The sequence below is a fragment of the Intestinimonas sp. genome (assembly GCF_026169115.1).
GTDB lineage: Bacteria > Bacillota > Clostridia > Oscillospirales > Oscillospiraceae > Intestinimonas.
Genome location: NZ_JAPFEA010000023.1, coordinates 1 through 22,782, shown reverse-complemented (window position 1 = coordinate 22,782; position 22,782 = coordinate 1). Strand labels below are relative to the sequence as shown.

The 22,782-nt window shown below is 56.3% G+C and carries 22 protein-coding genes and 14 tRNA genes; all 36 read right to left on the bottom strand.

Annotation, left to right across the window (positions count from 1 at the left end; translation table 11 throughout):
• Positions 1-1,476 (bottom strand): type I DNA topoisomerase (gene topA, locus Q0Y09_RS02195; protein ID WP_297716923.1); only part of this gene is annotated, 1,476 nt, incomplete at its 3' end.
• 49 nt (positions 1,477-1,525) lie between these two features.
• Positions 1,526-2,761 carry a DNA-processing protein DprA gene (gene dprA, locus Q0Y09_RS02190; RefSeq protein WP_297716921.1) on the bottom strand — a complete coding sequence of 412 codons (1,236 nt, stop codon included), beginning with the start codon at positions 2,759-2,761 and terminating at the stop codon, positions 1,526-1,528.
• A 34-nt stretch (positions 2,762-2,795) separates the two neighbouring features.
• Positions 2,796-3,557 (bottom strand): RNA methyltransferase, encoded by a 762-nt coding sequence (locus Q0Y09_RS02185; RefSeq protein ID WP_297716920.1) that lies wholly within the window; start codon positions 3,555-3,557, stop codon positions 2,796-2,798.
• Between the two features lie 24 nt (positions 3,558-3,581).
• Positions 3,582-4,238 carry a TrkA family potassium uptake protein gene (locus tag Q0Y09_RS02180; protein ID WP_297716918.1) on the bottom strand — a complete coding sequence of 219 codons (657 nt, stop codon included), beginning with the start codon at positions 4,236-4,238 and terminating at the stop codon, positions 3,582-3,584.
• 38 nt (positions 4,239-4,276) lie between these two features.
• The gene (locus tag Q0Y09_RS02175) at positions 4,277-5,659 is read right to left on the bottom strand and encodes a TrkH family potassium uptake protein (RefSeq protein WP_297716916.1); all 1,383 of its coding nucleotides are present in this window, start codon (positions 5,657-5,659) and stop codon (positions 4,277-4,279) included.
• 406 nt (positions 5,660-6,065) lie between these two features.
• Entirely contained in the window at positions 6,066-7,313 is a 1,248-nt protein-coding gene (locus tag Q0Y09_RS02170; protein ID WP_297716914.1) for a tyrosine-type recombinase/integrase, read from the bottom strand.
• A 102-nt stretch (positions 7,314-7,415) separates the two neighbouring features.
• Positions 7,416-7,613, bottom strand: coding sequence for an excisionase (locus tag Q0Y09_RS02165; protein ID WP_297716912.1), 198 nt, complete (start codon positions 7,611-7,613; stop codon positions 7,416-7,418).
• Between the two features lie 282 nt (positions 7,614-7,895).
• Positions 7,896-8,357 carry a hypothetical protein gene (locus Q0Y09_RS02160; RefSeq protein WP_297716910.1) on the bottom strand — a complete coding sequence of 154 codons (462 nt, stop codon included), beginning with the start codon at positions 8,355-8,357 and terminating at the stop codon, positions 7,896-7,898.
• A 27-nt stretch (positions 8,358-8,384) separates the two neighbouring features.
• Positions 8,385-8,987, bottom strand: coding sequence for a hypothetical protein (locus Q0Y09_RS02155; protein ID WP_297716908.1), 603 nt, complete (start codon positions 8,985-8,987; stop codon positions 8,385-8,387).
• Between the two features lie 520 nt (positions 8,988-9,507).
• Positions 9,508-9,583: transfer RNA gene (locus Q0Y09_RS02150), tRNA-Ala, on the bottom strand.
• Positions 9,584-9,672: 89 nt separating this feature from the next.
• Positions 9,673-9,747, bottom strand: a tRNA-Met gene (locus tag Q0Y09_RS02145).
• A 192-nt stretch (positions 9,748-9,939) separates the two neighbouring features.
• Positions 9,940-10,024: transfer RNA gene (locus Q0Y09_RS02140), tRNA-OTHER, on the bottom strand.
• Between the two features lie 47 nt (positions 10,025-10,071).
• Positions 10,072-10,524: a hypothetical protein gene (locus Q0Y09_RS02135; protein ID WP_297716906.1), complete on the bottom strand. Its 453-nt coding sequence runs from the start codon at positions 10,522-10,524 to the stop codon at positions 10,072-10,074.
• A gap of 22 nt (positions 10,525-10,546) precedes the next feature.
• A tRNA-Ile gene (locus tag Q0Y09_RS02130) sits at positions 10,547-10,623 on the bottom strand.
• Between the two features lie 5 nt (positions 10,624-10,628).
• A tRNA-Leu gene (locus Q0Y09_RS02125) sits at positions 10,629-10,717 on the bottom strand.
• An 11-nt stretch (positions 10,718-10,728) separates the two neighbouring features.
• Positions 10,729-11,157 (bottom strand): AAA family ATPase, encoded by a 429-nt coding sequence (locus Q0Y09_RS02120; protein ID WP_297716904.1) that lies wholly within the window; start codon positions 11,155-11,157, stop codon positions 10,729-10,731.
• Positions 11,158-11,379: 222 nt separating this feature from the next.
• Positions 11,380-11,455: transfer RNA gene (locus Q0Y09_RS02115), tRNA-Met, on the bottom strand.
• A 15-nt stretch (positions 11,456-11,470) separates the two neighbouring features.
• Positions 11,471-11,557 (bottom strand) — tRNA-Leu (locus Q0Y09_RS02110).
• Positions 11,558-11,560: 3 nt separating this feature from the next.
• Positions 11,561-11,646, bottom strand: a tRNA-Leu gene (locus tag Q0Y09_RS02105).
• Between the two features lie 172 nt (positions 11,647-11,818).
• Positions 11,819-11,886 (bottom strand) — tRNA-Met (locus Q0Y09_RS02100).
• A 181-nt stretch (positions 11,887-12,067) separates the two neighbouring features.
• Positions 12,068-12,132, bottom strand: a tRNA-OTHER gene (locus Q0Y09_RS02095).
• Positions 12,133-12,135: 3 nt separating this feature from the next.
• On the bottom strand, positions 12,136-12,792 hold the full coding sequence (locus Q0Y09_RS02090; RefSeq protein WP_297716902.1) for a hypothetical protein: 657 nt from the start codon (positions 12,790-12,792) through the stop codon (positions 12,136-12,138).
• 24 nt (positions 12,793-12,816) lie between these two features.
• Positions 12,817-12,891, bottom strand: a tRNA-Gln gene (locus Q0Y09_RS02085).
• 122 nt (positions 12,892-13,013) lie between these two features.
• Positions 13,014-13,089, bottom strand: a tRNA-Thr gene (locus Q0Y09_RS02080).
• Positions 13,080-13,247, bottom strand: coding sequence for a hypothetical protein (locus tag Q0Y09_RS02075; protein WP_297716900.1), 168 nt, complete (start codon positions 13,245-13,247; stop codon positions 13,080-13,082). The genes Q0Y09_RS02080 and Q0Y09_RS02075 overlap by 10 nt, the downstream gene beginning before the upstream one ends.
• A gap of 5 nt (positions 13,248-13,252) precedes the next feature.
• Positions 13,253-13,672, bottom strand: a complete 420-nt coding sequence (locus tag Q0Y09_RS02070) for a hypothetical protein (protein ID WP_297716898.1) — start codon at positions 13,670-13,672, stop codon at positions 13,253-13,255.
• A gap of 8 nt (positions 13,673-13,680) precedes the next feature.
• Positions 13,681-14,055, bottom strand: a complete 375-nt coding sequence (locus Q0Y09_RS02065; protein WP_297716895.1) for a PH domain-containing protein — start codon at positions 14,053-14,055, stop codon at positions 13,681-13,683.
• 15 nt (positions 14,056-14,070) lie between these two features.
• Entirely contained in the window at positions 14,071-14,703 is a 633-nt protein-coding gene (locus tag Q0Y09_RS02060) for a hypothetical protein (protein WP_297716893.1), read from the bottom strand.
• Positions 14,704-14,732: 29 nt separating this feature from the next.
• Positions 14,733-14,808, bottom strand: a tRNA-Thr gene (locus tag Q0Y09_RS02055).
• Between the two features lie 40 nt (positions 14,809-14,848).
• The gene (locus Q0Y09_RS02050) at positions 14,849-15,409 is read right to left on the bottom strand and encodes a hypothetical protein (RefSeq protein ID WP_297716891.1); all 561 of its coding nucleotides are present in this window, start codon (positions 15,407-15,409) and stop codon (positions 14,849-14,851) included.
• A gap of 292 nt (positions 15,410-15,701) precedes the next feature.
• Positions 15,702-15,790 (bottom strand) — tRNA-Ser (locus tag Q0Y09_RS02045).
• Positions 15,791-16,520: 730 nt separating this feature from the next.
• The gene (locus Q0Y09_RS02040; RefSeq protein WP_297716889.1) at positions 16,521-16,775 is read right to left on the bottom strand and encodes a hypothetical protein; all 255 of its coding nucleotides are present in this window, start codon (positions 16,773-16,775) and stop codon (positions 16,521-16,523) included.
• Positions 16,750-17,568, bottom strand: a complete 819-nt coding sequence (locus Q0Y09_RS02035; protein WP_297716886.1) for a hypothetical protein — start codon at positions 17,566-17,568, stop codon at positions 16,750-16,752. The genes Q0Y09_RS02040 and Q0Y09_RS02035 overlap by 26 nt, the downstream gene beginning before the upstream one ends.
• A gap of 158 nt (positions 17,569-17,726) precedes the next feature.
• Positions 17,727-18,116: a hypothetical protein gene (locus tag Q0Y09_RS02030; RefSeq protein ID WP_297716884.1), complete on the bottom strand. Its 390-nt coding sequence runs from the start codon at positions 18,114-18,116 to the stop codon at positions 17,727-17,729.
• A 157-nt stretch (positions 18,117-18,273) separates the two neighbouring features.
• The gene (locus Q0Y09_RS02025) at positions 18,274-18,954 is read right to left on the bottom strand and encodes a hypothetical protein (RefSeq protein ID WP_297716882.1); all 681 of its coding nucleotides are present in this window, start codon (positions 18,952-18,954) and stop codon (positions 18,274-18,276) included.
• Between the two features lie 293 nt (positions 18,955-19,247).
• A partial coding sequence (locus tag Q0Y09_RS02020) for a SpaA isopeptide-forming pilin-related protein (protein ID WP_297716880.1) occupies positions 19,248-22,782 on the bottom strand: 3,535 nt, incomplete at its 5' end.

Below are 22,782 nucleotides of genomic sequence, written 5' to 3'. Positions count from 1 at the left end.
GTCCAGGATGGTGGAGATGGTGGGGGCGTAGGTGGAGGGGCGGCCAATGCCCTTCTCCTCCAGGGCCTTGATGAGGGTGGCTTCGCTGTACCGGCTGGGGGGCTGGGTGAAGTGCTGCTCCGGTTTGGTTCCGGTGAGCTTCAGCTCCTCTCCCTCCTTCAGGTCGGGCAGAGGGGACTGCTTCACCTCATCCTCCTCGTCCTTCCCCTCCACATAGACGGCGGTGAAGCCGGAGAATTTGAGGGAGGAGTGGTTGGCCCGGAAGCGGTAGCCCGCCGACTCCACCTCGATGGAGACGCTGTCATAGACGGCGTTGGCCATCTGGCAAGCCAGGAACCGGCTCCAGATCAGCTTGTAAAGGCGGTACTGCTCGCTGGTCAGGTCCTTTTTGATGTCCTCCGGGGTCAGCCGCACATCAGAGGGGCGAATGGCCTCGTGGGCGTCCTGAGCGCCGGATTTGGCCTTGAAATGCCGGGTCTTTTCCGGGTAGTAAGCCTTTCCGTACCGGCTGACGATCATCTCCTTGGCCGCCGCCAGGGCCTCCTCGGAAAGGCGCAGGGAGTCGGTACGCATATAGGTGATGAGGCCCACGGTCCCCTCACCCTGGATGTCCACGCCCTCATAGAGCTGCTGGGCCACCGCCATGGTCCGGCGGGGGGTCATGTTCAGCTTCCGGCTGGCCTCCTGCTGGAGGGTGGAGGTGATGAAGGGGGGCGCGGGAGAGCGGGTCTTGTCCTGCCGCTTGACGTTGGACACCGCAAAGGGAGCCTCCTTGACAGCATCCACCACGGCCTGGACCTCCGCCTCGCTGTGGAGCTCCTGCTTCTTCTCCCGCCCGTGGAAGGCGGCGGTAAAGGCCCCCTGGTTGGGGGCGATGCGGGAGAGGTCCACGTCCAGGGACCAGTACTCCTGGGGCTGGAAGGCCCGGATCTCCTCCTCCCGCTCGCACACCAGGCGGGTGGCCACTGACTGCACCCGGCCCGCAGACAGGCCCCGGCGGATCTTCTTCCAAAGAAGGGGCGAGAGCTCATAGCCCACGATGCGGTCCAGGATACGCCTGGCCTGCTGGGCGTCCACCAGGTCCCGGTCAATGGCCCGGGGGGCGGCGATGGACTCGCTGACCACCTTCTTGGTGATCTCGTTGAAGGTCACCCGGTAGGTCTTGTCGTCGGGGATGCTCAAAAGCTCTTTCAGGTGCCAGGAGATGGCCTCCCCCTCCCGGTCCGGGTCGGTGGCCAGGAAGACCTTCTCGCTCCCCTTGGCCGCCTTCTTCAGGTCGGAGATGACCTCTTCCTTCCCCTTGATGGGCTGGTAGTCCGGCTCAAAGCCGTGCTCCACGTCCACCCCCAGCTTGCTCTTGGGCAGGTCCCGGACATGGCCCATGGATGCCTTGACCTCATAGCCCGGCCCCAGGTACTTGCCGATGGTCTTGGCCTTGGCGGGCGACTCTACGATCACTAAATTCGTTTTTGCCACAGTATACCTCCAGTGGAGTTTCTATCCTTTGTGCGCGTACAGCCGCGCGTTACGACTCTTCCCCTGTCCGCAGCCGGACGGCGGCCTCAAAGCGCCGGCCCGGATGCTCTCTCACATGGCCCAGGAGCTGGAGCATGGTCAGGGCGGAGAGGACCCGCCGGGCTGGGATCTGGGTCAGATCTACCAGCTCATCTGCGGTGTGTCTCCCGCCCGCCAGGGCCAGGAGGAGATCGATCTGATCGTCGGTCAGACCGCTTCTGTCAATATATGCCTGCTGCGCCCCCTTGTCAACGCCCTTTTCGTCGGCAGGCTCCCTTTCTTCCGGCGCGGCAGCGTCCTCCGGGGCCCCTTCCTCCGCCGGGGGCGGCGGTTCCTGGGTCAGGGGCTGGTCGGGGATGCGGAGCCGTCCGGGGTAGAGATCGGCATACTCCCGCAGAATGTCCGCCCCGCCGGTGACCAGCTTGGCCCCCTGCTGGATCAGGCGGTGGGGCCCCTCGCTGAGGAGGGAGGTCACCGGCCCGGGCACGGCGAAGATGTCCCGGTCCTGGTCCAGGGCCTGCTTCACGGTGGACATGGTGCCGCTCCGAAGGCCGCACTCCACCGCCACCACGCCCAGGCTCAGGCCGCTGATGATGCGGTTGCGGACGGGAAAGAACCAGCCCTCCGGCTCCGTCCCCGGCGGGTACTCGCTGATGAGGGCCCCGTGGGCAGCCACATCCTCATAGAGCCAGCGGTTCTCTCTGGGGTAGTGGACGTCCACCCCGCAGCCCAGCACCGACACCACGGCGCCGCCAGCCCGGAGCGCCCCCTTCAGCGCCTCGCTGTCCAGCCCCTGGGCGATGCCCGAGACCACCAGCGCGCCGTGGGCCGCCAGCTCCATGCCCAGCTTGCCGGCCATCCACCGGCCATAGGCCGAGGGCTTCCGGCTGCCCACCACCGCCACGGCGATCTCCTCATCAAAGGCGGGGAGACGCCCCTTCACATAGAGGACGGCGGGCGGGTCATAAATGTTTTTGAGTCGGTCTGGATAATCGGCGTCTCCAAAGGTGAGGATGCGCACCCCGAGGCGGTCACACTCGCCCAGAATGGCGTCCGCCCGCTCCAGGGACTTGTCCCGCAGGGCGTTCCGTGCGGCGGGGGTGAGGCCCTCCACCAGGTCGTATTCCTCCGGGTCGGCATAGTAGGCCCGTTCCGGCGTGCCGAAGTGCTCCAGCAGCCGTCCGGTCTGCTCCGGCCGCACGCCCTTTCGGGTGGAGAGCCACAGCCAGTATTTCAGCGCCGCCATCGCGCGCCCCCTCCTCTCTGACCTTCGGATTCTCTTACAGCAGCGGTCTGGCCATCTCCCACAGCACCACTGCGGCGGCCACCGCCGCGTTGAGGGACTCGCACCGCTGCCGCATGGGGATTTTCAGCGTGCCGGCACACCGGTCCAGCACCGCCTGGGAGACCCCTCGCCCCTCACTGCCAATGACCACAGCGCAGTGCCCCAGCTCTGCCCGGCGCACATCGTCGGTGTCCGCCCGGAGGGCGGTGGCGTAAAGGGACAGACCGGTCCGGTCCAGGGCGCAGAGCAGCCCTTCCAGGTCGGTCTCCCACACCGGCAGCCGGAAGCAGGCCCCCATGGTGGCCCGCACAGTCTTGGGGGAAAAGGGGTCGGCACAGCCGGGCAGCAGGATGAGACCATCGGCGCCGAAGGCGTCGGCGGTCCGCCAGATGGTGCCCACGTTTCCCGGGTCCTGGACCCCGTCCAGGACCAGATACCGGCTGCCGGGCAGGGTCTCCGGCAGGGTCAGGTCGGGCTGACGGCACAGGAAAAGGACCCCCTGTGGGGTCTCGGTGGTGGAGATGCTTTTTAAGAGGTCTCCCGGCACCCGGACCCGCCGGATGCCCTCGGGCGCCGGGCAGGGACGGCTGCCGTCCTCCAGCACGGCAGTGAGCTCCGCACCGGCCCGGACGGCCTCCGCCAGCAGCTTGGGCCCGTCACAGACAAAGAGCCCCTGGTCCCGGCGGGCAGACCGGGCCCCGTTCAGCTTCCGGATCTGCCCCACCAATGGGTTTGCACGGCTGGTGATCTCTTCCAACGGTCTGCCTCCTCTCTCCCACGCTTACAGGTCGTGGAGCCGGTCAATATACTCGTTTCTGCCCAGGGTGACCACCACGTCTCTGGCAGAGAGGACGTAGTCGGCGCCGGGCGCCACCTCCAGGTCATGCTCGTCCCCGTCCCGCCGAATGGCGATGATGTTCACCCGGTATTTGGCCCGCACGTCCAGGGTGCGGAGGGACTGCCCCACCCAGGACCGGGGGACGGCCAGCTCCACGATGCCGAAGTCGTCGGAGAGCTCAATAAAATTAAGGATGTTGGAGCTGGACAGGTTCTGGGCCAGCTTCATTCCCATCTCATGCTCTGGGAAGACCACCTTATCGGCGCCGATCTTCTGGAGTACCTTCTGATGGACATGGCTCTGGGCCTTGGCGATGACCTGCCGCACCCCCAGCTCCTTCAAATTCATGGTGATGAGGGCGCTGTTGCCCACATCGTCGGCCACCGCCACAATGGCACAGTTGTAATTGCGCACCCCCAGGGCCCGGAGCACGGCGGGGTCCCGGGCGTCCCCGGCCACGGCGTGGGTCACCTGGCTGGAGATGTTCTGGACCCGGTCCTCTGAGTCGTCGATGGCCAGGACCTCATGGCCCAGACGGCACAGCTCGGTGGCCACGGCGGTCCCGAACCGGCCCAGGCCGATCACGACATATGTCCTCATAGTTCACAGCTCCTTTTTCGGTCCGGGCGGTACACCGCTCACCCGATCATAATATCTGCCATGGGATAGCGGATCTTGGCCGCATTTTTGCGTCTGGCCAGGAAGGCCACCGAGAAGGACATGATCCCCACCCGGCCCAGGAACATGACGACGATGAGTATCATGTGGCTGAAAAGGCTCAGGCCGGGGGTGATGCCCACGGTGACGCCCACGGTGGCCAGAGCGGAGGCCGCTTCAAAGGCCGCCGCGAGGAAGGGGACCTCGTCGGCCAGAGAGACCGTCATGGCGACGCCCAGGAACAAAACGGCCACGATGATGGTCAGGGTCAGCGCGGTCATGACCCTGCGCTGGGAGATGGTCCGTTTGCGGATGGTGACCTCCTCCCGTCCGGCCAGTCCCGCCCGCATGGTGAGCAGCAGGACGCCCACCGTGCTGGTCTTCAAGCCGCCGGCGGTGGAGCCGCTGGAGCCGCCGATGAGCATCAGGATGCAGGCCATGGCCAGGGAGCTGTCCCGGAGCCCGCCCTGTCCGATGGAGTCAAAGCCGGCGGTGCGGAGGGTCACCGACTGAAAGAGGGCGTTGAGGAGCTTTTTCCACCAGGGCATGCTCCCCAGGGTGGCGGGGTTGTCCCACTCCACCCCGAGAAAGAAGACCGCGCCCCCCAGGATGAGGGCCCCTGTCATCACAAGGACCAGCTTGCTGTAAAAGGACAGCCGCTTGGGCTCCCGCCAATGGCGGAGCAGGTCCTCCCAGACGAAAAAGCCCAGGCCGCCGATGACGATGAGGCACAGGATGGTGAGGAGGACCACCGGGTTGCCGTTGTAGGAGATGAGACTGGTGAACTCCCCCCGGCTGCCCAGCAGATCAAAGCCGGCGTTGCAAAACGCGGAGACGGCGTGGAAGATGCCCCGCCACAGCCCCCCGGCCAGTCCGAACTCCGGGAAAAAGCACAGGCTCAGGACCACCGCGCCCGTCCCCTCGACGAGGAGGGTCCCCAGCAGCGCATGTCGCACCACCCGGACCACGCCGTCCATATCATTGAGGTTCAGGGTGGAGACCATGATGAGCCGCTCCGAGAGTCCGATCCGCCGGTGGAGGGCGAGGGATATGGTGGTGATGACCGTCATGAAGCCCAATCCGCCCAGCTGGATCATGACCAGGATCACAAACTGTCCGAACAGCGTCCAATGGGCCCAGGTGTCCACCAGGATCAAACCGGTGACACAGGAGGCCGAGGTGGCCGTAAAGAGGCAGGTGACGAGATCGGTGGACTGCCCGTCCCGGCTGGAAATCGGCAGCATCAACAGCAGGGTCCCCACCAGAATGATGATACCGAAGGAGACTACCACAATTCGGGCCGGGTTCAGGTTTCGCATACTGCTCAAACGCCTGCGCAGCGCCTGAACGGGATAAAACAGCACGGTAGGATGCCTCCTTATTGATACACAGAGGGCGCTTTCGCAGCGCGGAGGGGCGTTCAACGTGAAAGCAAGTATAGCACACGTGGTCAAGAGTTGCAAGTCAACGGGCCTGTTCCCCGGCCCCGCCGCCGAAAAAGGCGAGCCCGCCACGTTCTCCGTGACAGGCTCGCCTGTGTCCGTCTCCCGTTTGCACGGCTCCGCTGGCGATCGGACCATCTCAGGTCTGATCGATGTGCCGGGGCTTTAGTCCAGGGGCTTCATGGTGGGGAATAAAAGCGCAATTTGGCATAACTCTACGTATCCCTTCACAGCCATTATTCCTCAACTCCAATCACGCCCGTCTGTTTTTGGTACTCTACATAACTCAACATATTTAGTCGTAAGCCTGTCGTAAGTTGGTCGTAAGTTACGTCTGGCCGCTACCCTTTGAGAAGTACGCACCTAATCGGTTCATTTCCTCCCGTTTCAGGTCTGGTGTTGCTTCCGCGTAGATGTCCATTGTGGTCCTTGAATCAGCGTGACCCAGAATATCCTGCATGGCTTTAACTTTCACTCCGGCTTCACACATGCGAGTTGTGAAGGTGTGCCGCAATGAGTGATTGCTAAATTTAGGCAACAGCACAAGATTATCACTGTCCCCACTGTTCGCATCCATGAGTGCGTAGTTGCAATCTCGGATGATACGTCGCAAGGCTTTATTGAGGGTTCCCTGGTGCTGTGTGCCGCCGTAGCGGTTTATGAAAATGAAGTCAGTGTACCCATCTATCGTGACTGTACACTTGATTCCAAATTCCTCTTGATTTCTTTTTTCCTGTAGGAACGCCTCTTTAACCTGTGGAAGCATATCTATGACACGCCTACCGCTCTTGGTTTTTGGTGTGTTGACAGCGAAACTTAGCCCCTTATTTTGGCCCTTGTCATAATATACGAGAGTGTGGTTAATGTCAATCTTTTCTTTTTCAAGGTCGATGTCACACCATCGAAGGCCAGTGACTTCCCCTACGCGCATTCCGGTCCATAGCATCACGGTAAAGATAGGATACCACTTGTTAAATTCCCCTGGTTGCCTAAGAAAATTTTCAAAAATTTCCTGTTCTTCCAGTGTCAGTGCCTTTCGTTTAACTGTGTCATTAGCATGTGCCCTTTTCAACTCCTTTAAAGCATTATCAGCAGGGTTATACCGTATATACCCATCCTCAACTCCTAGCTCAAGGACTTGGTGCATTACAGTATGAACACAATCCACTGTTGATGTCTTTAGATGGCACTCATCTTTCAAGTGATTATAAAATGCACGTATGTCGCTTCGCTTTAGCTCAACAATTTTTGAACGACCGAAATCTGGTTGGACGTATTGGCGATACATATATTGATAGTTCTGGAATGTATTGTCCTTAAGTCCACGTTTTAGCCTTACCCAGTTTTCATATAGGTCATTGATGGTCAACTTGCAGTTTTCCGGTCGGATTCCGTCAAGAACATCTCTTAATACATCAACCTCTTTTTCACGCAACTCTTGCAGGGTTTTGGCATATACAGAATGCCTATTCCCCCGCCGGTCTCGCCATTTATACTCAAACGTTCCGTTTGCCCTTTGGTATTCGCCCTCCTTTAAAACCCTGTTCTTACTATCTTTTCGTCTCTCCACTGCCAAAGATTTTAACCCCCTCATAATAACAGCAAAGAGAACACGCTCAGGTGAATTATACCCCGAGATGTTCTCTTTGTCCAGCGTTTGCCCATGGCGAAGCACCAGCTATATGGAATATTCTTTTGAAAGATAATCCTCCATAGCCTTTCGCTTGATGAGTCTTTTGCTGCCGCACCACAGTACAAACGGGCAGTTTTTTTCATTTGTGAGCTGTCTTATCTTATTGATTCCTATACCAAAATAAGCGGCCGCCTCTTCCAGTGTAAGATTGGCCTTTTCCCAAATTGGAACTTCATATTTCATGGAAATAGCCCCTCTAAGAACTTTTACTCTTCTTCGTTACATTTTGGGAGCATACACATAAGTACACTCTCAGTGATAATCCAACCACAAAAAAGTATAGAGAAATCGTCATCCAGAGTTTCCGGGTGATACCCTCTAAATATGATATCTGGAATATGGGTCAAGGTATCAGAAATAGGCTCATAGCATTCTCGAAGAAAATACACGGCCCCAATCAAAACCAAGCCAAGTATTGCGCCCTTTAGCAGAGCAAGCGGTATTTTCATGGTGCTCCCCCCTATCTCATGCCCGGCGCTTAGGCGGAGGGAGCAGTGTCATATTTGCTGGGACCTTTGCCGGGGTCCACTGAACTGCCTGGAATGTATTGTCTCCCCTGTTGCGGAGGTACATGGTAAATCCGGTGCTCCGCCGGATTTCATTCAGTACTGTGGCCACATGCGCATATGGCACGTTTCTGGCATCAGAATACCTGGCCACGAGTTCCGCCATGGTTGCATAGGGATTTTCCCGGATACACATGGACAGGGTAGCCATCCCAATATCGCTCTCTTTTTCGTCATCCGAAAAGTAAAACGGGTATTCGTCCATATTGGTCGGCTCAAGAGCCTGCAGCGCTTCAACGGTGCCTCGCTGTATGTCCGGGTCTGATGTTACAATAGCCTTTCCTTCCTTGGACAGAAGACTGGCAGACAGGTTCAGCCAGCTATTCGGGCCAGGCTCTAAGATACACTCGCCTCTTGCCACAAGAATCCCCTCCCTCGTCAATGTGGCTTATTGCATAAACATGATTGTGATACTTGGAGCGTCCGTGATAAGCTCCTGGTCAAGGAAGATGACCACGGATGCCTGCTTACAGGAATCAAGGTCTTGGCTATAAACGAATTCAGGGTTGATGTCCGACGGGCCGACCAGGATTTTCACATTTCCGTCAGCATCAACATATTTCGCTAAAGCGGTCAAATTGACCGGCAACTCGTACTGGTCGGTGGATACGACGATTGCGTAGTACCCAGCGGAAAACCAGTCTTCCACGATGGGGACTTGCTCTGGCTCTACGACTGAAATATCATCGTATCTGTCAAGGTAATCCTCATACTCCCTGGATGAGGTCATCACGACTGTTTTCCCGCCTGTGACATCGGAGTCAATTTTGGTAGAGAGAATGGATTTGCAGAAAACACCAGACTCTTCCGCATTTTGAACATCATCCTCAGAGTAGGCAGTCACTACAATATCGTCAGTAATCTTTTCCCCACCGTTTATGATAGAAATGATGAGAAAGCAGAGTAGAATTACCGCGATTGCGCCCCCGGCTAGGTAGGCGATAATGCGGAAACGCTGGTTTTCCGTTACCTTTTTGAGCAGGTCAATCACAGGTATCACCTCTTGATATATTATACCATATAACAATATATTACGCAATTTTTGAAAAGGAGGCCACCCGGCAAATCGGATGGCCTCCTAGTGACAGCAATTCCGTGGAGTAGATTTTGAGCAATGCGACTGACGTCGCAATGGGACAAGCTCATCGAACTTGCTCATACCACCCACGCCAGTTTTTCACTGACACCGCCCCTTCCGTTGCACCCCGGTCAGTTTGGCTGCGTCTGATTCCGCCACACGGAATACGCTGTAGATGCCAATTTCGTACTTGCCGACACCCACGGCGGCTCCTTTGATTTCGCCCGACTTATGTGCAGTCATCAGGCTGCGGCGCGGGGAGAGACCCGCGCAAGGATGCTTCCAAACCGTGCCGGTCATCTGCCAGTGCCATGGGCGGTTTACCATAGGCCCCATTGTCCGAAGAGTGCAGCAACGGAGGTCAGAGGCGAGAGGCTCCGCTTAGGTGAAGCAAACTCCCAGTCAGCTCGGAATTGCGGCACCTTTGGTGCCATGGTGGAGACAGTGGGGCTCGAACCCACGGCCTATGGCTTGCAAAGCCATCGCTCTGCCAACTGAGCTATGTCCCCAAGGAGCGGCGGCCTGGTGGGGAGGTTGAAAGCAGGTGCAAAGACCAGGCCGCCATATAATGAGGGGGAGAGAATGCCCCAAAAGGGGCTGGTTGCGGAGGCCGGACTCGAACCGGCGGCCTCCTGGGTATGAACCAGGCGAGCTACCACTGCTCTACTCCGCGATATACACACGGTCCCACCTACCGTGACTCGGGCCATCTTTTGCCACCTCACAGGGGGAGGTAGGCCCGTCCCTACTTTGTTCGTCCAGGCTGCGATATGGTTATCGGAGTCCCTGCGGCATTCCTGCGCGCAGGGGGGGGCTCACAGCCAACCCATAGCTAATGCGTACATCTAATACGATGGAACGCGCAAGTCCCAGGCCGGATTCGAACCGGCATCTGTCTGTCGGCATTGCTGCACTTTGGCAAACAGTTCTGCCAATCAAACTACAGGGACATATGCGGGGAGACCGGCATACATGATGATGGCCTTCCCCCAAATGGTTACTCTTCCAGTGAGATAACGGTGGAGTTGAACGCCGCGCTTGCTTTCTCCTCGCTTGCGGTTGAAGCCAGGATGACTGCGGTATTGGAGTCGCCTACTTTCACGAAGTAATCGTACTCATCACCGACTGCGTAGCAGAAGTACTTGTTCCCATCCTTCTCCCCTTCATCTACCAGGGATGCGGTGGGTTCGGCCTCATAGGCGCTCTTGTACTCTTCCAGATATTCGCTGTACAGGAACGTGCCATTCAGAATCGTCTCGTCATCCTTAGAGATGACGAACGGAGCCTCCAGCGTGATGTCATAGCCCGCTTTGGCATCGACCGTGATTTTCACGCGGTCGCCGGTCTCAACATCGTATGTACCGGACTTCTCTAAATACGTGCTGCAGGCCGTCAAAGAAACAGCCAGCGCAAGCGCGGCGGCGGATATGCACAGGATTTTCTTGAGCACAACATGACCTCCTCGAATTTTCTGGTGGGCCTTCGGGGGTTCGAACCCAGGACCGGACGGTTATGAGCCTCCTGCTCTAACCAACTGAGCTAAAGGCCCATATCTGGTGCAGAAAACGGGAGTCGAACCCGTACGAGCCGCATGGGCCACTAGCCCCTCAAGCTGGCGTGTCTACCAATTCCACCACTTCTGCGTTTTAAATAGTCAAGTGAAGTCTTTTGTTATGTGCAGGACCTTCGCAAAACCCTCTCCCTCCGACGGCACTTCTAACTTTTTGCCGAGAAACATGATGCCAATACGCGGTACATGCCGGTCCCGCATACGGTTGTTCTTGAGGGCCTGCGGAACAGCCGTGTCGATATGTACCGCGACCACATCAATGCCGGGTGGGAGTCCTTTCAGGACTTTCTTCCGAGCGCGGATGCTGACATGGGCTGAATCCATTACAACATCATGTCCAGATTCGAGGTGGGAGATTGCTCGCTGCATCATCAAACGATGGACTTTCCGGTATCCACGCACGGTCAGTTCTTTGCCAAAAAGCTCTTTCCGAATCTCGTCGGAGCCCACATATACATACTGAGGGTGCTCTTTGGCCCAAGTGGTTTTCCCTGCCCCCGGGATGCCGACCATCAGGTATAGAGTAGCGATACGTCTCCCTCCCTGCTGTTTACGGTGTCGCAATTCCCGCTTAGATTGTCACGCCTACCAGCAACTATCCTCCGCAAAGATATAGCCCCGGGTATCTTCCGGTCATACTGGCCCCGACGCATCGGGTACGGTAGTTTTCAGCGAGCGTTGTCATTCTTTGTGGGGAATCTGCCACGCCCACATCAGCCGGGATAAATCCGGCACTGGGTGCGGGGGGTGGACTCGAACCACCGGCCTCAAGCGTATGAGACTTGCGAGCTGCCAACTGCTCTACCCCGCGATATATGAGAAGAAATGGTGCCGGAGACCGGGTTCGAACCGGAACGGGAGTGTTCCCACGGGATTTTAAGTCCCGGGCGTCTGCCAATTACGCCACTCCGGCGTGTGGTGCCAAGAGAGGGACTCGAACCCTCATGCCGTTACCGACAGCAGGGTTTGAGCCTGCCGTGTCTGCCATTCCACCATCTTGGCGTGTCTCCCGGCCCCACCTGCCGGGCATCGGGCCATCTTTAACCACCCCATAGATGAGGTAGACCCGTCCCTACTTTGTTCGTCCAGACCGCGATGGATGTAAGGAGTCCCCGCAGAACGGCCTGTGGGGGAAGCTCACGGTCGACTTCATATTAGAGTGAAAAAACGGATACACCCCTGGCCGGATTCGAACCGGCGTCCTTCATATGCTGAAAGCTCTGCCACTGAGCTTACAGAGGCATGTGTGTTTGGAACAGCCCCACCTGCTGCGCCCCGGGCCATCTTTAACCACCCCAAGGATGAGGTAGGCCCGTCCCTACTTTATTCGTCCAGACCGCGATGTTTAGCGAGGTCCCCGAAACCGGGGCGGGCTCACGGTCAACCCGTCATTATGCAACAGACTGCCCGCAGACAGCGTGCGTGCCCCAGACTGGATTTAAACCAGCATACTCCAACGTGGATGTTCTGCCATTGAACTACCGGGACGCTTTAGGTTGCTCTTGCCTCAAAATCAGGGTCATCTCTTTTCAGAAGATATGGATTGGTCGTTGATGAGGCAGTAACTCGCACTGCCGGACCTGCGTGGAGATTGTTGTAGGTGTGCTCGCGGATATCCTCATACAGAGCGAAAAGCACAGCGAGGAGAAGAGAGTCATCATCCAGAGCCACGATGCCATAGGTGTCATACCCATTGCGCACCGTGGTAGGCTTTTTCACCAGAGCAATCTGGTGTTCTCCCTCATAGATAGGATAGTTCGTCCCATCCTTACCATGGCCAACGTGGTAAACGGTGTAGTGCAGGCAATTCAGTTCGATTGCGCGGCATGTAACCCTTTTGCCCGGTCTGTACTGCTCTTTGAAGGGGTAGATACGTCCAATGGAGCGTGTGTTTCTCGTGACCTTATAGGATTGTTCCATAGGCGCTCCAAGCCGCAGGAGGCGGCTCAAAAAGCCAGATTCAGCCTGTTGGCTCTGATACGACAAGTCGGACATCAGGGACAGGTGTTGGTCAAGCAGTTCCAAATTGCAGGGAGACATACTTGGAACCAGATGGGAAATCTCTGCGTGACCAATTAGGATGCTATTACGCCGTATTTCGTACTGCGGGGACAATCCCACATCTGTTTGGATGACCTCTGCCTGCATATGCAATTTCCTCCTAATAGGAGATGGCTGGGATGGCTGGACTCGAACCAGCGAATGAGGGAGTCAAAGTCCCTTGCCTTACCACTTGGCGACACCCCAATATGAAATGGCCGCTGCACCCTGCCCCATGGCGGCCGTGATGATTACGCTTGGTGCGAATGGCATAAGAGAATAGAGAAGAGGAAATGGGAGAATGGAATACAGGCACAAAATATGTGCCATGGAGCTGGTAGAGGGACTCGAACCCACGACCCCGAGATTACAAATCACGTGCTCTGCCAACTGAGCTATACCAGCAGAGATTTGACCTCTCTCTCAAATTCCTTACTGTCGATGACTACAAACTTATATCCAGCCTTTTGCATTCGGGCGATACCGGCAGAGAGTGCCTGAGCCTTTCCCGTGCCCTTGCTGGCCACTATCTGGCTGTCCTTTTTACGCTTTTTCACGCTCATCTGATTTACCTCCATCCGGGGCGGACACCTAAGCGCCGAAGCGCTCGCTGGACAAAAATCTCATCTTCGATTTCCAGCCCCCTCTCCCCTGCCCGGCCTTCCATGTGATGCCGCAGCTCGTGGCCAACGGTCCCATGCAAAATAGTAATCGCCTGTTCCCTGGAAGCCCTCGGGTATAATTTCCGAAAGGAACCGTAGTAGACGAAGATGCAGTTTCCCATGATACGGTTGCGCCGATACTCTCCGAGAACATAGTAGCGATTTGAAGGAATCCGGGCATTGTGCTTCTCTTCCGGCACTAAGTAGATGCCACCAGTCAGGCCGCGATACATCTCCTCAGGAAAATCATTATCTACAATGTTATCAAGTATCTGCGCCACCTCGTCAAAATCGAGGGGCACAATGGGAAATTGCAGCGTGTCCATACCTGCCATCACTCCACTTCAAAATCGCTGTCCTCCGCGCCATCATCCAGAAGTTCTGTCGCTCTCATGCGGCGTTCTTCCTTTGCTTTTTCAACATTTGTGAAGATGAGTTCCTTTACAGACTTGGAGTCCTTCACATTGATGACTTCCAGGGTCGGAGAGGTCTTATCGGATGAATGGACAGTTATCGTCCCCACACCGAAGATGCGCTGCCACAGAGAACGTGACAAGGATACATCCCGGACCCGATACAGCAGGACTTCCTCCTCATTAAGATTCAAGAGTCCCGTCTCTCGGAAAAGGCGGTCTTCGCTCAGGCTGTACTTTGTGAAACTGATGGGTAGTCCAAAGTGCCGTTTCCTGTCGGTCCAAATCGTATCCATGTCAAAATCTCCTCGTTACTTAGTGCTTTGGCCTTCCATGGCCCTGGTGCCGTGGCATGTGACTCTATCCATGGACCAGTGGAGTTTTTCACAAATCAAAGGCAGATACTCTGCAGACTGTTCTGCGGTCATATAGAGCCGGAAAACGCCGTCTACGTTTTTCTTGGAAACGTGGGGGGATGTCGCTTTCTCGTCACCCTGATACCGGATGGACAACACATCCATTTTCCCGTAGAAATCAACGCTATCGAGAACTGGCCTTTGGCCCCAAACAACTTCTGTCAGGGCTCTGTACTTCATCCGGTAGGTCTTCTCAACGAATGACATGGCCCCGCTTGCGTGGAAAATTGGCATCTTCTGGTAGACATACTCAAATTCGTCCGGGTAAAGGCGGAAGCAGACTGGTGTATCGACCCATTCTCTTGCCGGTCTAGTTTTGAAGAGGATGAATAGCACAACAATGCTGGGGGCCAGAATGAACCGGAGCCATCCGTCGAAAATGTCCTCTCCACCCAGTAGGACACTACTGAAAAAGAGAAGTACACATACCACTATCCAGGCCCATTTCAGAATCGTACGAGCCACATACTGTGCCGTTGGCAATGGATAGGTGTGCAGAGTTTTCACCTGAAGGTTCAGTTCCTCCATGCTGTGTCCTCCGTGGTTAATTCAATTTTTGGAGCTGGAGGACGGATTTGAACCGTCGACCTACGCATTACGAGTGCGTCGCTCTGCCTGCTGAGCTACACCAGCGTATGTCCGCCGGGTGGGTGTCCACCCAGCGGATAAGAGCTCACTGCGGAGCCGAGAAACCAGGGTAGGTCCCGTTAATAGGTGCCTGATTGGGGGTCTCCACCGTGGGAGGAGCACCAAACGGGGCAGTTCCTGCTGGAGGTGTCACAGGACTGCCCGGATACGTTCCGGCCTGACTGCCTGGCAGAGGATTGCTTGTGGGTGCGTTGATGACGGGGGCAACAGGCACAACCGGGTTGACCGCATCAGCGTTCGCATTGACCGCTTTATCATTTTCGCCCGTTCCATCAGCGGAGTCCGTATCCGCTTCGCCGTCCGTCGGCACGTCCTGCTTCGCAACGACCGCAATGGGCGTTGCGGTGGCAATGAAGGTGGCGAGGTCCATTACATACTTCTTTGTATCGGTCGTCATGCCGGTAACAACGAAAGAGCGGTCGACGCCATACTTCTTCCTGAGATACTGGAGGGCATTCACCTGGTCCGTAATCTCGCCGGGAATTACCTCATCCCCGCAGGGACGGAAGGTTGGGATTCCATTCTCTACAATGGCCTCTGCATACTGGACGGTTGTCGCCGTCACAGTACGGGTGATTTTCTCCAAAGCACATACACTTCCTTTCGCTGTTTTTCAACTCGTTGTATAAAAACGGCCTCAGCGGATTGATATGGCCACTACTCCCCGCAGAACACCCAAGATGCTTCGCCGCACAGGAACTGCCTGCCGCTATCGCCTCGTGGCAAAAGACACTTAGCCGCATGTATCTTTATTTTTGAAAAGCCCAGTGGTTAGCCCAGGCCCGGATTGTGGGCTGGCTGTATGCAAAGGGCTGGATGAAGCCCGCGCTTCCGAAAGGTGGAAGATACGGGAAGCAGGGGGTATCGTCCGCCTGCTCTGGCGAAGAGAGTGGGGTTCGAACCCACGGGGCTTTTTACACCCAGCGGTTTTCAGGACCGCCGCCTTCGTCCACTCGGCCACCTCTTCGTATATGCCCTTATGCACGGCCGGTTATCTGGAACTTTCAACTGTGGTACAGTCAGTGCCGAAAATGAATTCGTCAAGGTCTGTTGCCTCCTGGCTATACGCCATTCCTATCACTCTCCTTCTTTAGCAGACTACCGTTAAATGACAGATGAAGTCATATAACTTCAAACAATATTATACCATAAATCATTATATTAGTCAATAAATGAGCACACTGCAAAGAGCGTTTTGTATGGGATAAGCGCTCTGCTTTACAGAAAATATTATACCATATAACAATAAAATAGTCAATAATATTGAGTAAATAAAAGGAAACGGAGCAGTCCATACGAACTGCCCCGCTTCCCTATATACACAAACGTTCAGGAGGTGGAGTAAACCTCCTGTGGTCCCGACAACGGGATTTAAACCCGTGAACCCTTCTGCCTGCTGCGGCCGGAGGAGCTGATTCACCCAGCTTCTGCCGAGATTTGAATGAGCTGCCGCACCCTTCCCCAAAGCAGCCCAAATTCAAGTGCTCAATGGCATCATATACAACAAATTGCGTTACGATAGGGCACCGACATACCCTATGTAACTAAAGGAGATTAGTTCACTCAGACGAACCTATCTGAGTTGAATATATTATACCACATCATGATATTGAAGTCAAACCTGAAAAATTTGCCAATTTTACACTGAGTCCTCATGGAAAAGAAAATGGCCGCCCGATTAAGGGCGACCATTTGAGTCAGTGAATTTTGGTCAGAATTTGCGATGGCTCCTTACCGGAATCGAAATCATCCATGTTGTCCCAGACTAGATAGACCGTGGCTGGGTTGCTATTGGAAGTACTGTCTGCCTCCATCGCCTTGGCAATGTAAATGCCGGAAAGTGGAGATGGCAGTTCCAGAAGGATATAGGTTTTGGACTTTGCGTTCACAAAGCCAAAACGGCGCTCTGCCTCCGTCAAGTCGATATTAGGTGGATTCAGTGGCTTGTCCATCGCCGTTCCCTCCCTGTCCGTTATTGTCTGCAGGCTCCTTTTTGACTGGGCGGGCAAATGCGTTAAGGTTTGCCCAGAAGAGGTCGCCAGAATCATCACACTCACGTTCATCGAGGTAGGTTGCGGCGATGTCTGCCATGTGCAGCAAAGTGGCCAACGGATAGCGATTATAGACATCTCCTGTCTCACGCTCATTGGCGAAGTCACCCATATGATAGCGGATAGCATATTTTTCTTCTTCTGTTAGACCATTGATACCCATAAACCGCTCCGCAATCTCTATAGACGCTGCGCCGTGGCCAAACTTATGGGTATCAAGAACGCGATACTGGTGTACCTCTACCCAGTCAAAGCGACCTCCTTTGTCCTGCTTGGAGCCATTCTCGGAGTAAATTTTCTTATTGCTCCAATCCTCTTTGTAGAAGCCGACCTTACAGAGGTCATGTAACAGAGCCACAACGGTAATAGAATCCACCATGGATTCCGCCGCAGGACTCTTTTTGACTTCATCAGGCTCGTTATGGAGTTCAAACGCCAGAAGAGCGTACAGCCTTTTGTATACATTGAGGGAATGCTCCAGCAATCCACCGGCGTAGCTGCCATGAAACCGTGTCGATGCTGGTGCTTCGAGAAAATTCAGTGTGCCATTTCCCATATCGGACTGAAGCCAGCCGAGGAGCCGTTTTACTCCAACTCGTTTCGTTCCTACCAACAGGTCAACATATTCCTTCCACATTTCAGGAATCGGCCGCTTTGGTTCGGTACGGTGCTCGATTTTCGTGTCGAAAAGCATAAAATCATTCTCCTTTTTGATATAGTTTGTGTATATATAAAAAGACAGCGCATCCTCATAAATGAGATACGCTGTCTTGAATCTTTAGAAAAATGTTGAGTATGTTTGGGATACTTCCTTATCTGATAGAAGTATCTTACCATGCGGTTTCTGGCCTGTCAAATTGGCCCGCTGCTGTAATTTTTGGGGCCTCGCATGGCCAGATACACGCCGACACCAGCAAAGCCGGTCGCCACCAGCCCAATCAGCCAGTTGCCGAGGAAGATGCCAACAGCAGAGCAGATAGTGCAGGCGACCATGAGATTCTGCCGCCCCTCTCCCCTGCTCTTAAATGCCAGCACGATGGCCGCAACCGTGACTGCCAGCCCGAGCAATAAAGGGACAGCGACAACGAGCATTGTAAGCCCAACAAGACCATGGATACCGTCCACGGAGGCAATCAGCCCCAGGCTTCCAATGCCGAGCAGTGCAAGGATGGAGAGGAGAAAGAGCAGGGCATGAATGATGTTTACGATGCCGGATATCAACATACAGGTCTGTGGTTTCATCGGCAGGCCCTCCTTTATGAATATAAAATATTCTACCATTTTAAAGTGAATTGCGCAATTATTTGGTGATACTGTCTTCGGCATCTCAGCTCTTTAGCACTTAAGTGCTGCAATAAAAAATGCGGGCACACAAGTGTGCCCGCATTTTTCAAGTGTCTTAGAACGGAAGCTCCCCGTCATCGTCATCAATCTCGACGAACCCAGCGCTATTGGAACTGGGATACGCAGGAGCGGAACCGCCCGCACTGTTCTGACTGGCCGGTGCGCTGCCACCGCCGTTGCCGCCGGTCTTGTCGCTCAACTGGCAGTTGGCGTTCGCCTTGTCGACCTTATCGTCAAAGATGTGGTCACGGGCAAAGAGGGACACATTCCCGATTGCGGCACGGACCTTGCCGTCGTTGCTGCCTTTGAAGAAGGAAAGCTCTCCGGCCACCATGATATTGTCCTTGTAGGACAGGTTGGGGTCGGCCATGAGCTGATACAGCCCCATGGTGTTCCGGTCCATGTAGACTGTCGCATAGAGCTTGCCGTTGAACAGCTCAGCTCCGACGTTGTTCAGGACTTCCTGGAAAGTCAGATAATTGCCGTCCAGATAGATGCCGCTGGTCGGGTATCCCTTTTCCGACTTCCGGTTATCCGGGACGATGACCAGCGTACACTTGACCTGCTTGTAGGTCTTATCATTGCGGGTTTTTCTCTCCACCAAAGAGAAAGGCTTCTCATCGCCTTCCCGGGGGAACGACAGGCTGCCGCAGAAGGTTCCGTGCAGGTGCAGGTTCCCATTCTGGTCCTTATTGGTACGCGAGATGCAAATACGATTGCTGAAAGAGTCGGCCATGATAATCTCCTTTCTGTGCCCCGCAGGACACTACAATCCACGCTGTTTAATAATTAAAATTTACTTCGTGATGTAGGCGTGGAAGGACATTAAAGAAAAAAGGGCGGATGAGTCCATAGCCGTTCTGCGGCAAGTCTCTCTCCAACCCCTCAAATATCGTCATACGGTGAAATGCGATACTTCCTCAATGTGATAATATTGTACCATTTTACATTTTATTGGTCAAATTACGGGCAAGGAATAGGAAGCGCCCCCGCCTGGGAATCAGGCGGGGGCGCTGTGATGCTTAGGACTTAATAACCAGTCCGGGGCAGGGTCGGGGTGTAGGGCTTGTAGTTGGAGTACACGGAAGTGGTCCACCGAGCGATGGACTGCTGCCAGTACTGGCCGTACAGGCCGCCCACATCCGCCTTGTTGGTGAACTGGTAGCCGTTGGTGAGCGCGTACAGAGTCGTGCCGTCAACGGTGGCGTCGGTCAACTGGTGGAAGCCAGAGGGCACGATGCCGAATACCAGCATGAACGAGGTGACGTACTCGTTGGAGGCCAGGCCAAGGGCCGAGGCGCTCATGTCCAACGTGTAGTTCTGGGCCGTGGACAGGTTGTCATAAGCGGTCTGCCAGTTGCTGTTCAGGTTGGTGGTGTAGGTCACTTTGTAGTTCTGAGTGGCGCTGTAAGTGCCCGTCACCAGCCGGGTCAGGCGCATGGCGTCCGTCGGGATGGTGTCCCTCCAGTAGAAGCTGTTGAGGCTGACGCTGGAGGTGTTGGCCACACCGCTGACGGTGTACCGGATGAGGCTGTTGTTCATGACCTGCTGGTAGCCGGTCTTCTTGATAGTCACTCCGGTGGAGATGCTGGGGTCGGAGACCTGAATCTGGACCACCTGGCCCGCGAACTCAAGGTCTGCGGTGAAGGTGTTGGGGTTCAGGCCGTAGTTGGTGGGCGCTGTCGTCTCCTTCACGGTGTAGATGCCCAGGGGCAGCAGCTTGGAGGAGGCGATGCCGCTGGCGTTGGTCTGGATGGTGTCCACCACGTTGTTGCGCTTGTCGTAGATGGTGAACACGGCACCGGCCAGAGGTGTGCCAGCGGGCAGGCCGTTGGTGGAGTTGTAGTCGGCGGAGGTCTTGATGACCTGAATCTGGGCGTACTCGGCGGTATTCTCCCACTCAATCATGGCAGTGTCGCCGGACTGGACCCAGAAGGACTTGACCTCGTTGTCGAGGATGTAGCCGTCAGCGGCCACGATTTCCCGGACATAGTACTTGCCGTCTTCCAGGGTCTTGTTCAGGTGGACGTAGCCCTGGTCGTCGGACTCGAACTCGCCGATGGGTGTCATGCTGGAGTCATAGACCATGAACTTGACGCCCTGGATGCCCTCCTTGGTCACAGAGTCGATTTTGTGGATGAGCATGGAGCCGGAGGCCGTGTTGGTCAGCTCCAGGGTGGTGGTCTCGCCGTCCTTCACCTCGACCTGCTGGGGCGTGGAGTCGAGCAGATAGCCCTTGGGGGCCTTGAGCTCGACGACCTCGTACCAGCCGCTGTCCAGCTCGGTGAGCTGGATGTTGCCGTTGCGGTCGGTGTAGTAGGTGCCGACGATTTCGCCGTTCATCTTGCGAATCTCGAACTGCGCGCCCTCCAGACGCTCGCCGGTGTTCTCGTCAATCTTGGTGATGATGAGGCCGCCGATGGGGGTGTCATAGAAGGTGAGGGTCTGAGTGTCGTTGGCCGTCACTTCCACCGTCTGGGAAGGAGCATCCAGGAGGTATCCGTCAGGAGCGGTCTCCTCGGTCACGACGTAGGTGCCGGGCTGGAGGCCGTAGATGACGATTTGACCGTTCCGGTCAGTGGTGTAGAGGCCGTTGGAGCTGGTGGTGCCGCCGCCCTGGGCCACGAAGGAGCCGTCGGAGGTCGTGACCCGGAAGGTCGCGCCGTAGAGGGGCTCGTTGGTGAGCTTGTCACGCTTCTCAATGATGAGGGAGCCCTCGGGGTCATTGTAGAAGGTGAGGGTGTAGGTGCCGCCGCCGTCCACGGCGATGGTCTGAGGGGCCTCGTCCAGGATGTACCCATCGGGGGCCTTGGTCTCCCGGACCACATAGGTGCCGGTCTCCAGGCCGGTCAGGGTAATCATGCCGGTCTCGTCGGTGGTGTAGTAGCCGTTGGAACCCACCAGGCCGCTGGCGGTGTCGGCCACCTCACCGTAGGAGTTGGTGATGTAGAAGGTGGCACCGGCCAGGTTCTTGCCCGTGGCGCTGTCCTTCTTGACGATGTTCAGAGTGTTCTGCGGGGTGTCATAGAAGGTCAGGGTCTGGGTATCGCCCATGGTCAGGCGCACGGTCTGAGAGGGAGCGTCCATCTCATAGCCAGCGGGAGCCTTGATTTCCGTCACCACGTAGGTGTCGGCGTCCAGGCCGCTGATGACGATTTGGCCGTTGGAGTCCGTCTCATACTTGCCGTTGGAGCTGATGGTGCCGTTGTCGCTGATGACGGCGGAACCGCTGGAGTCCGTGACCTCGAAGACAGCGCCCTGGAGGGGTTCCTTCGTCACGGAATCACGCTTCTCGATGACGATGGTGCCCTTGGGGGTATCGTAGAAGGTCAGGGTCTGGGTGTCGCCGTTGAGCAGCTTCACCGTCTGGGAGGGGGCGTCCATCTCATAGCCCAGAGGAGCCTGAATCTCAGTGACGATGTAGGTGTCCTCTTTCAGGCCGGTGATGACGATTTGGCCCTCGGCGTCGGTGGTGTAGCGGCCATTGCTGCTGATGGAATCGTTGGAGCCCACCACAGCCGCGCCGTCAGAGGTCGTGACCTCGAAGATAGCGCCCTGCAGGGGGTTGCGGGTGATGCTGTCGCGCTTCTCGATGACCAGGGTCCCCTTGGGGGTATCGTAGAACGTCAGGGTCTGCGTGTCGCCGCTGTTCATCTTCACCGTCTGGGAGGGGGCGTCCATCTGGTAGCCCTCAGGTGCCTCCACCTCAGTGACGATGTAGGTGTCCGGCTGCAGGTCTGTGATGACGATTTGGCCGCTGGCGTTGGTGGTGTAGAGCCCGTTGGAGCTCACCGCCCCGCCCGCGTTGTCCACGACGGTCCCGGCGGAGGTCGTGACCCGGAAGGTCGCGTCCGCCAGAGGCTCATGGGTCACGCTGTCGCGCTTCTCGATGATGAGGGCACCCTTGGGGGTATCCTCGATGATGACGGTCTGGGTATCGCCGTTGGTCCCGATGACCACGTTGGTCATGGGGCTGTCGATGACGTACCCGTCGGGGGCCTTGATTTCCGTGATGACATAGGCCCCGGGCTGCAGGTTGGTGATGTGGATTTGGCCGTTGGCGTCAGTGGTAAAGATACCGTTCTGCGTCAACGTGCTGTCGCCGATAACGCCGTCCAGGCCCACCTCGCAGCCAGCGGCTGTGGTCAGGCGGAACTGAGCGCCGGGGAGGGTCTCACCCGTCACGCTGTCGCGCTTCTCGATGATGAGCTCGCCCTTGGGCTGGTTGGCAAAGGTCAGGGCGACCGTTTTGCCAGCCTGGATGACGATGGTCTGGGGCTGGGTGTCGATGATGAAGCCTGCGGGAGCCTTCGTCTCGGTGACGACCACGCTCTTGCCGGGCTCCAGGTGGTTGATGAGGATTTCACCATTGGCGTCCGTGGTGAAGATACCGTTGCTCTCCCCGATGAGGGTGCCGTCGGCGTACGTCACTTTGAACTCAGCGCCCTTCAGGGTTACGCTGGGGTTGACGGAGCAGACCTTCTTGATAAGCAGGTTGCCATCCGGGGCGTTATCAAACTCGACCGTAATGACATCCTGGTCCTTACCAGAGATATACACCGTC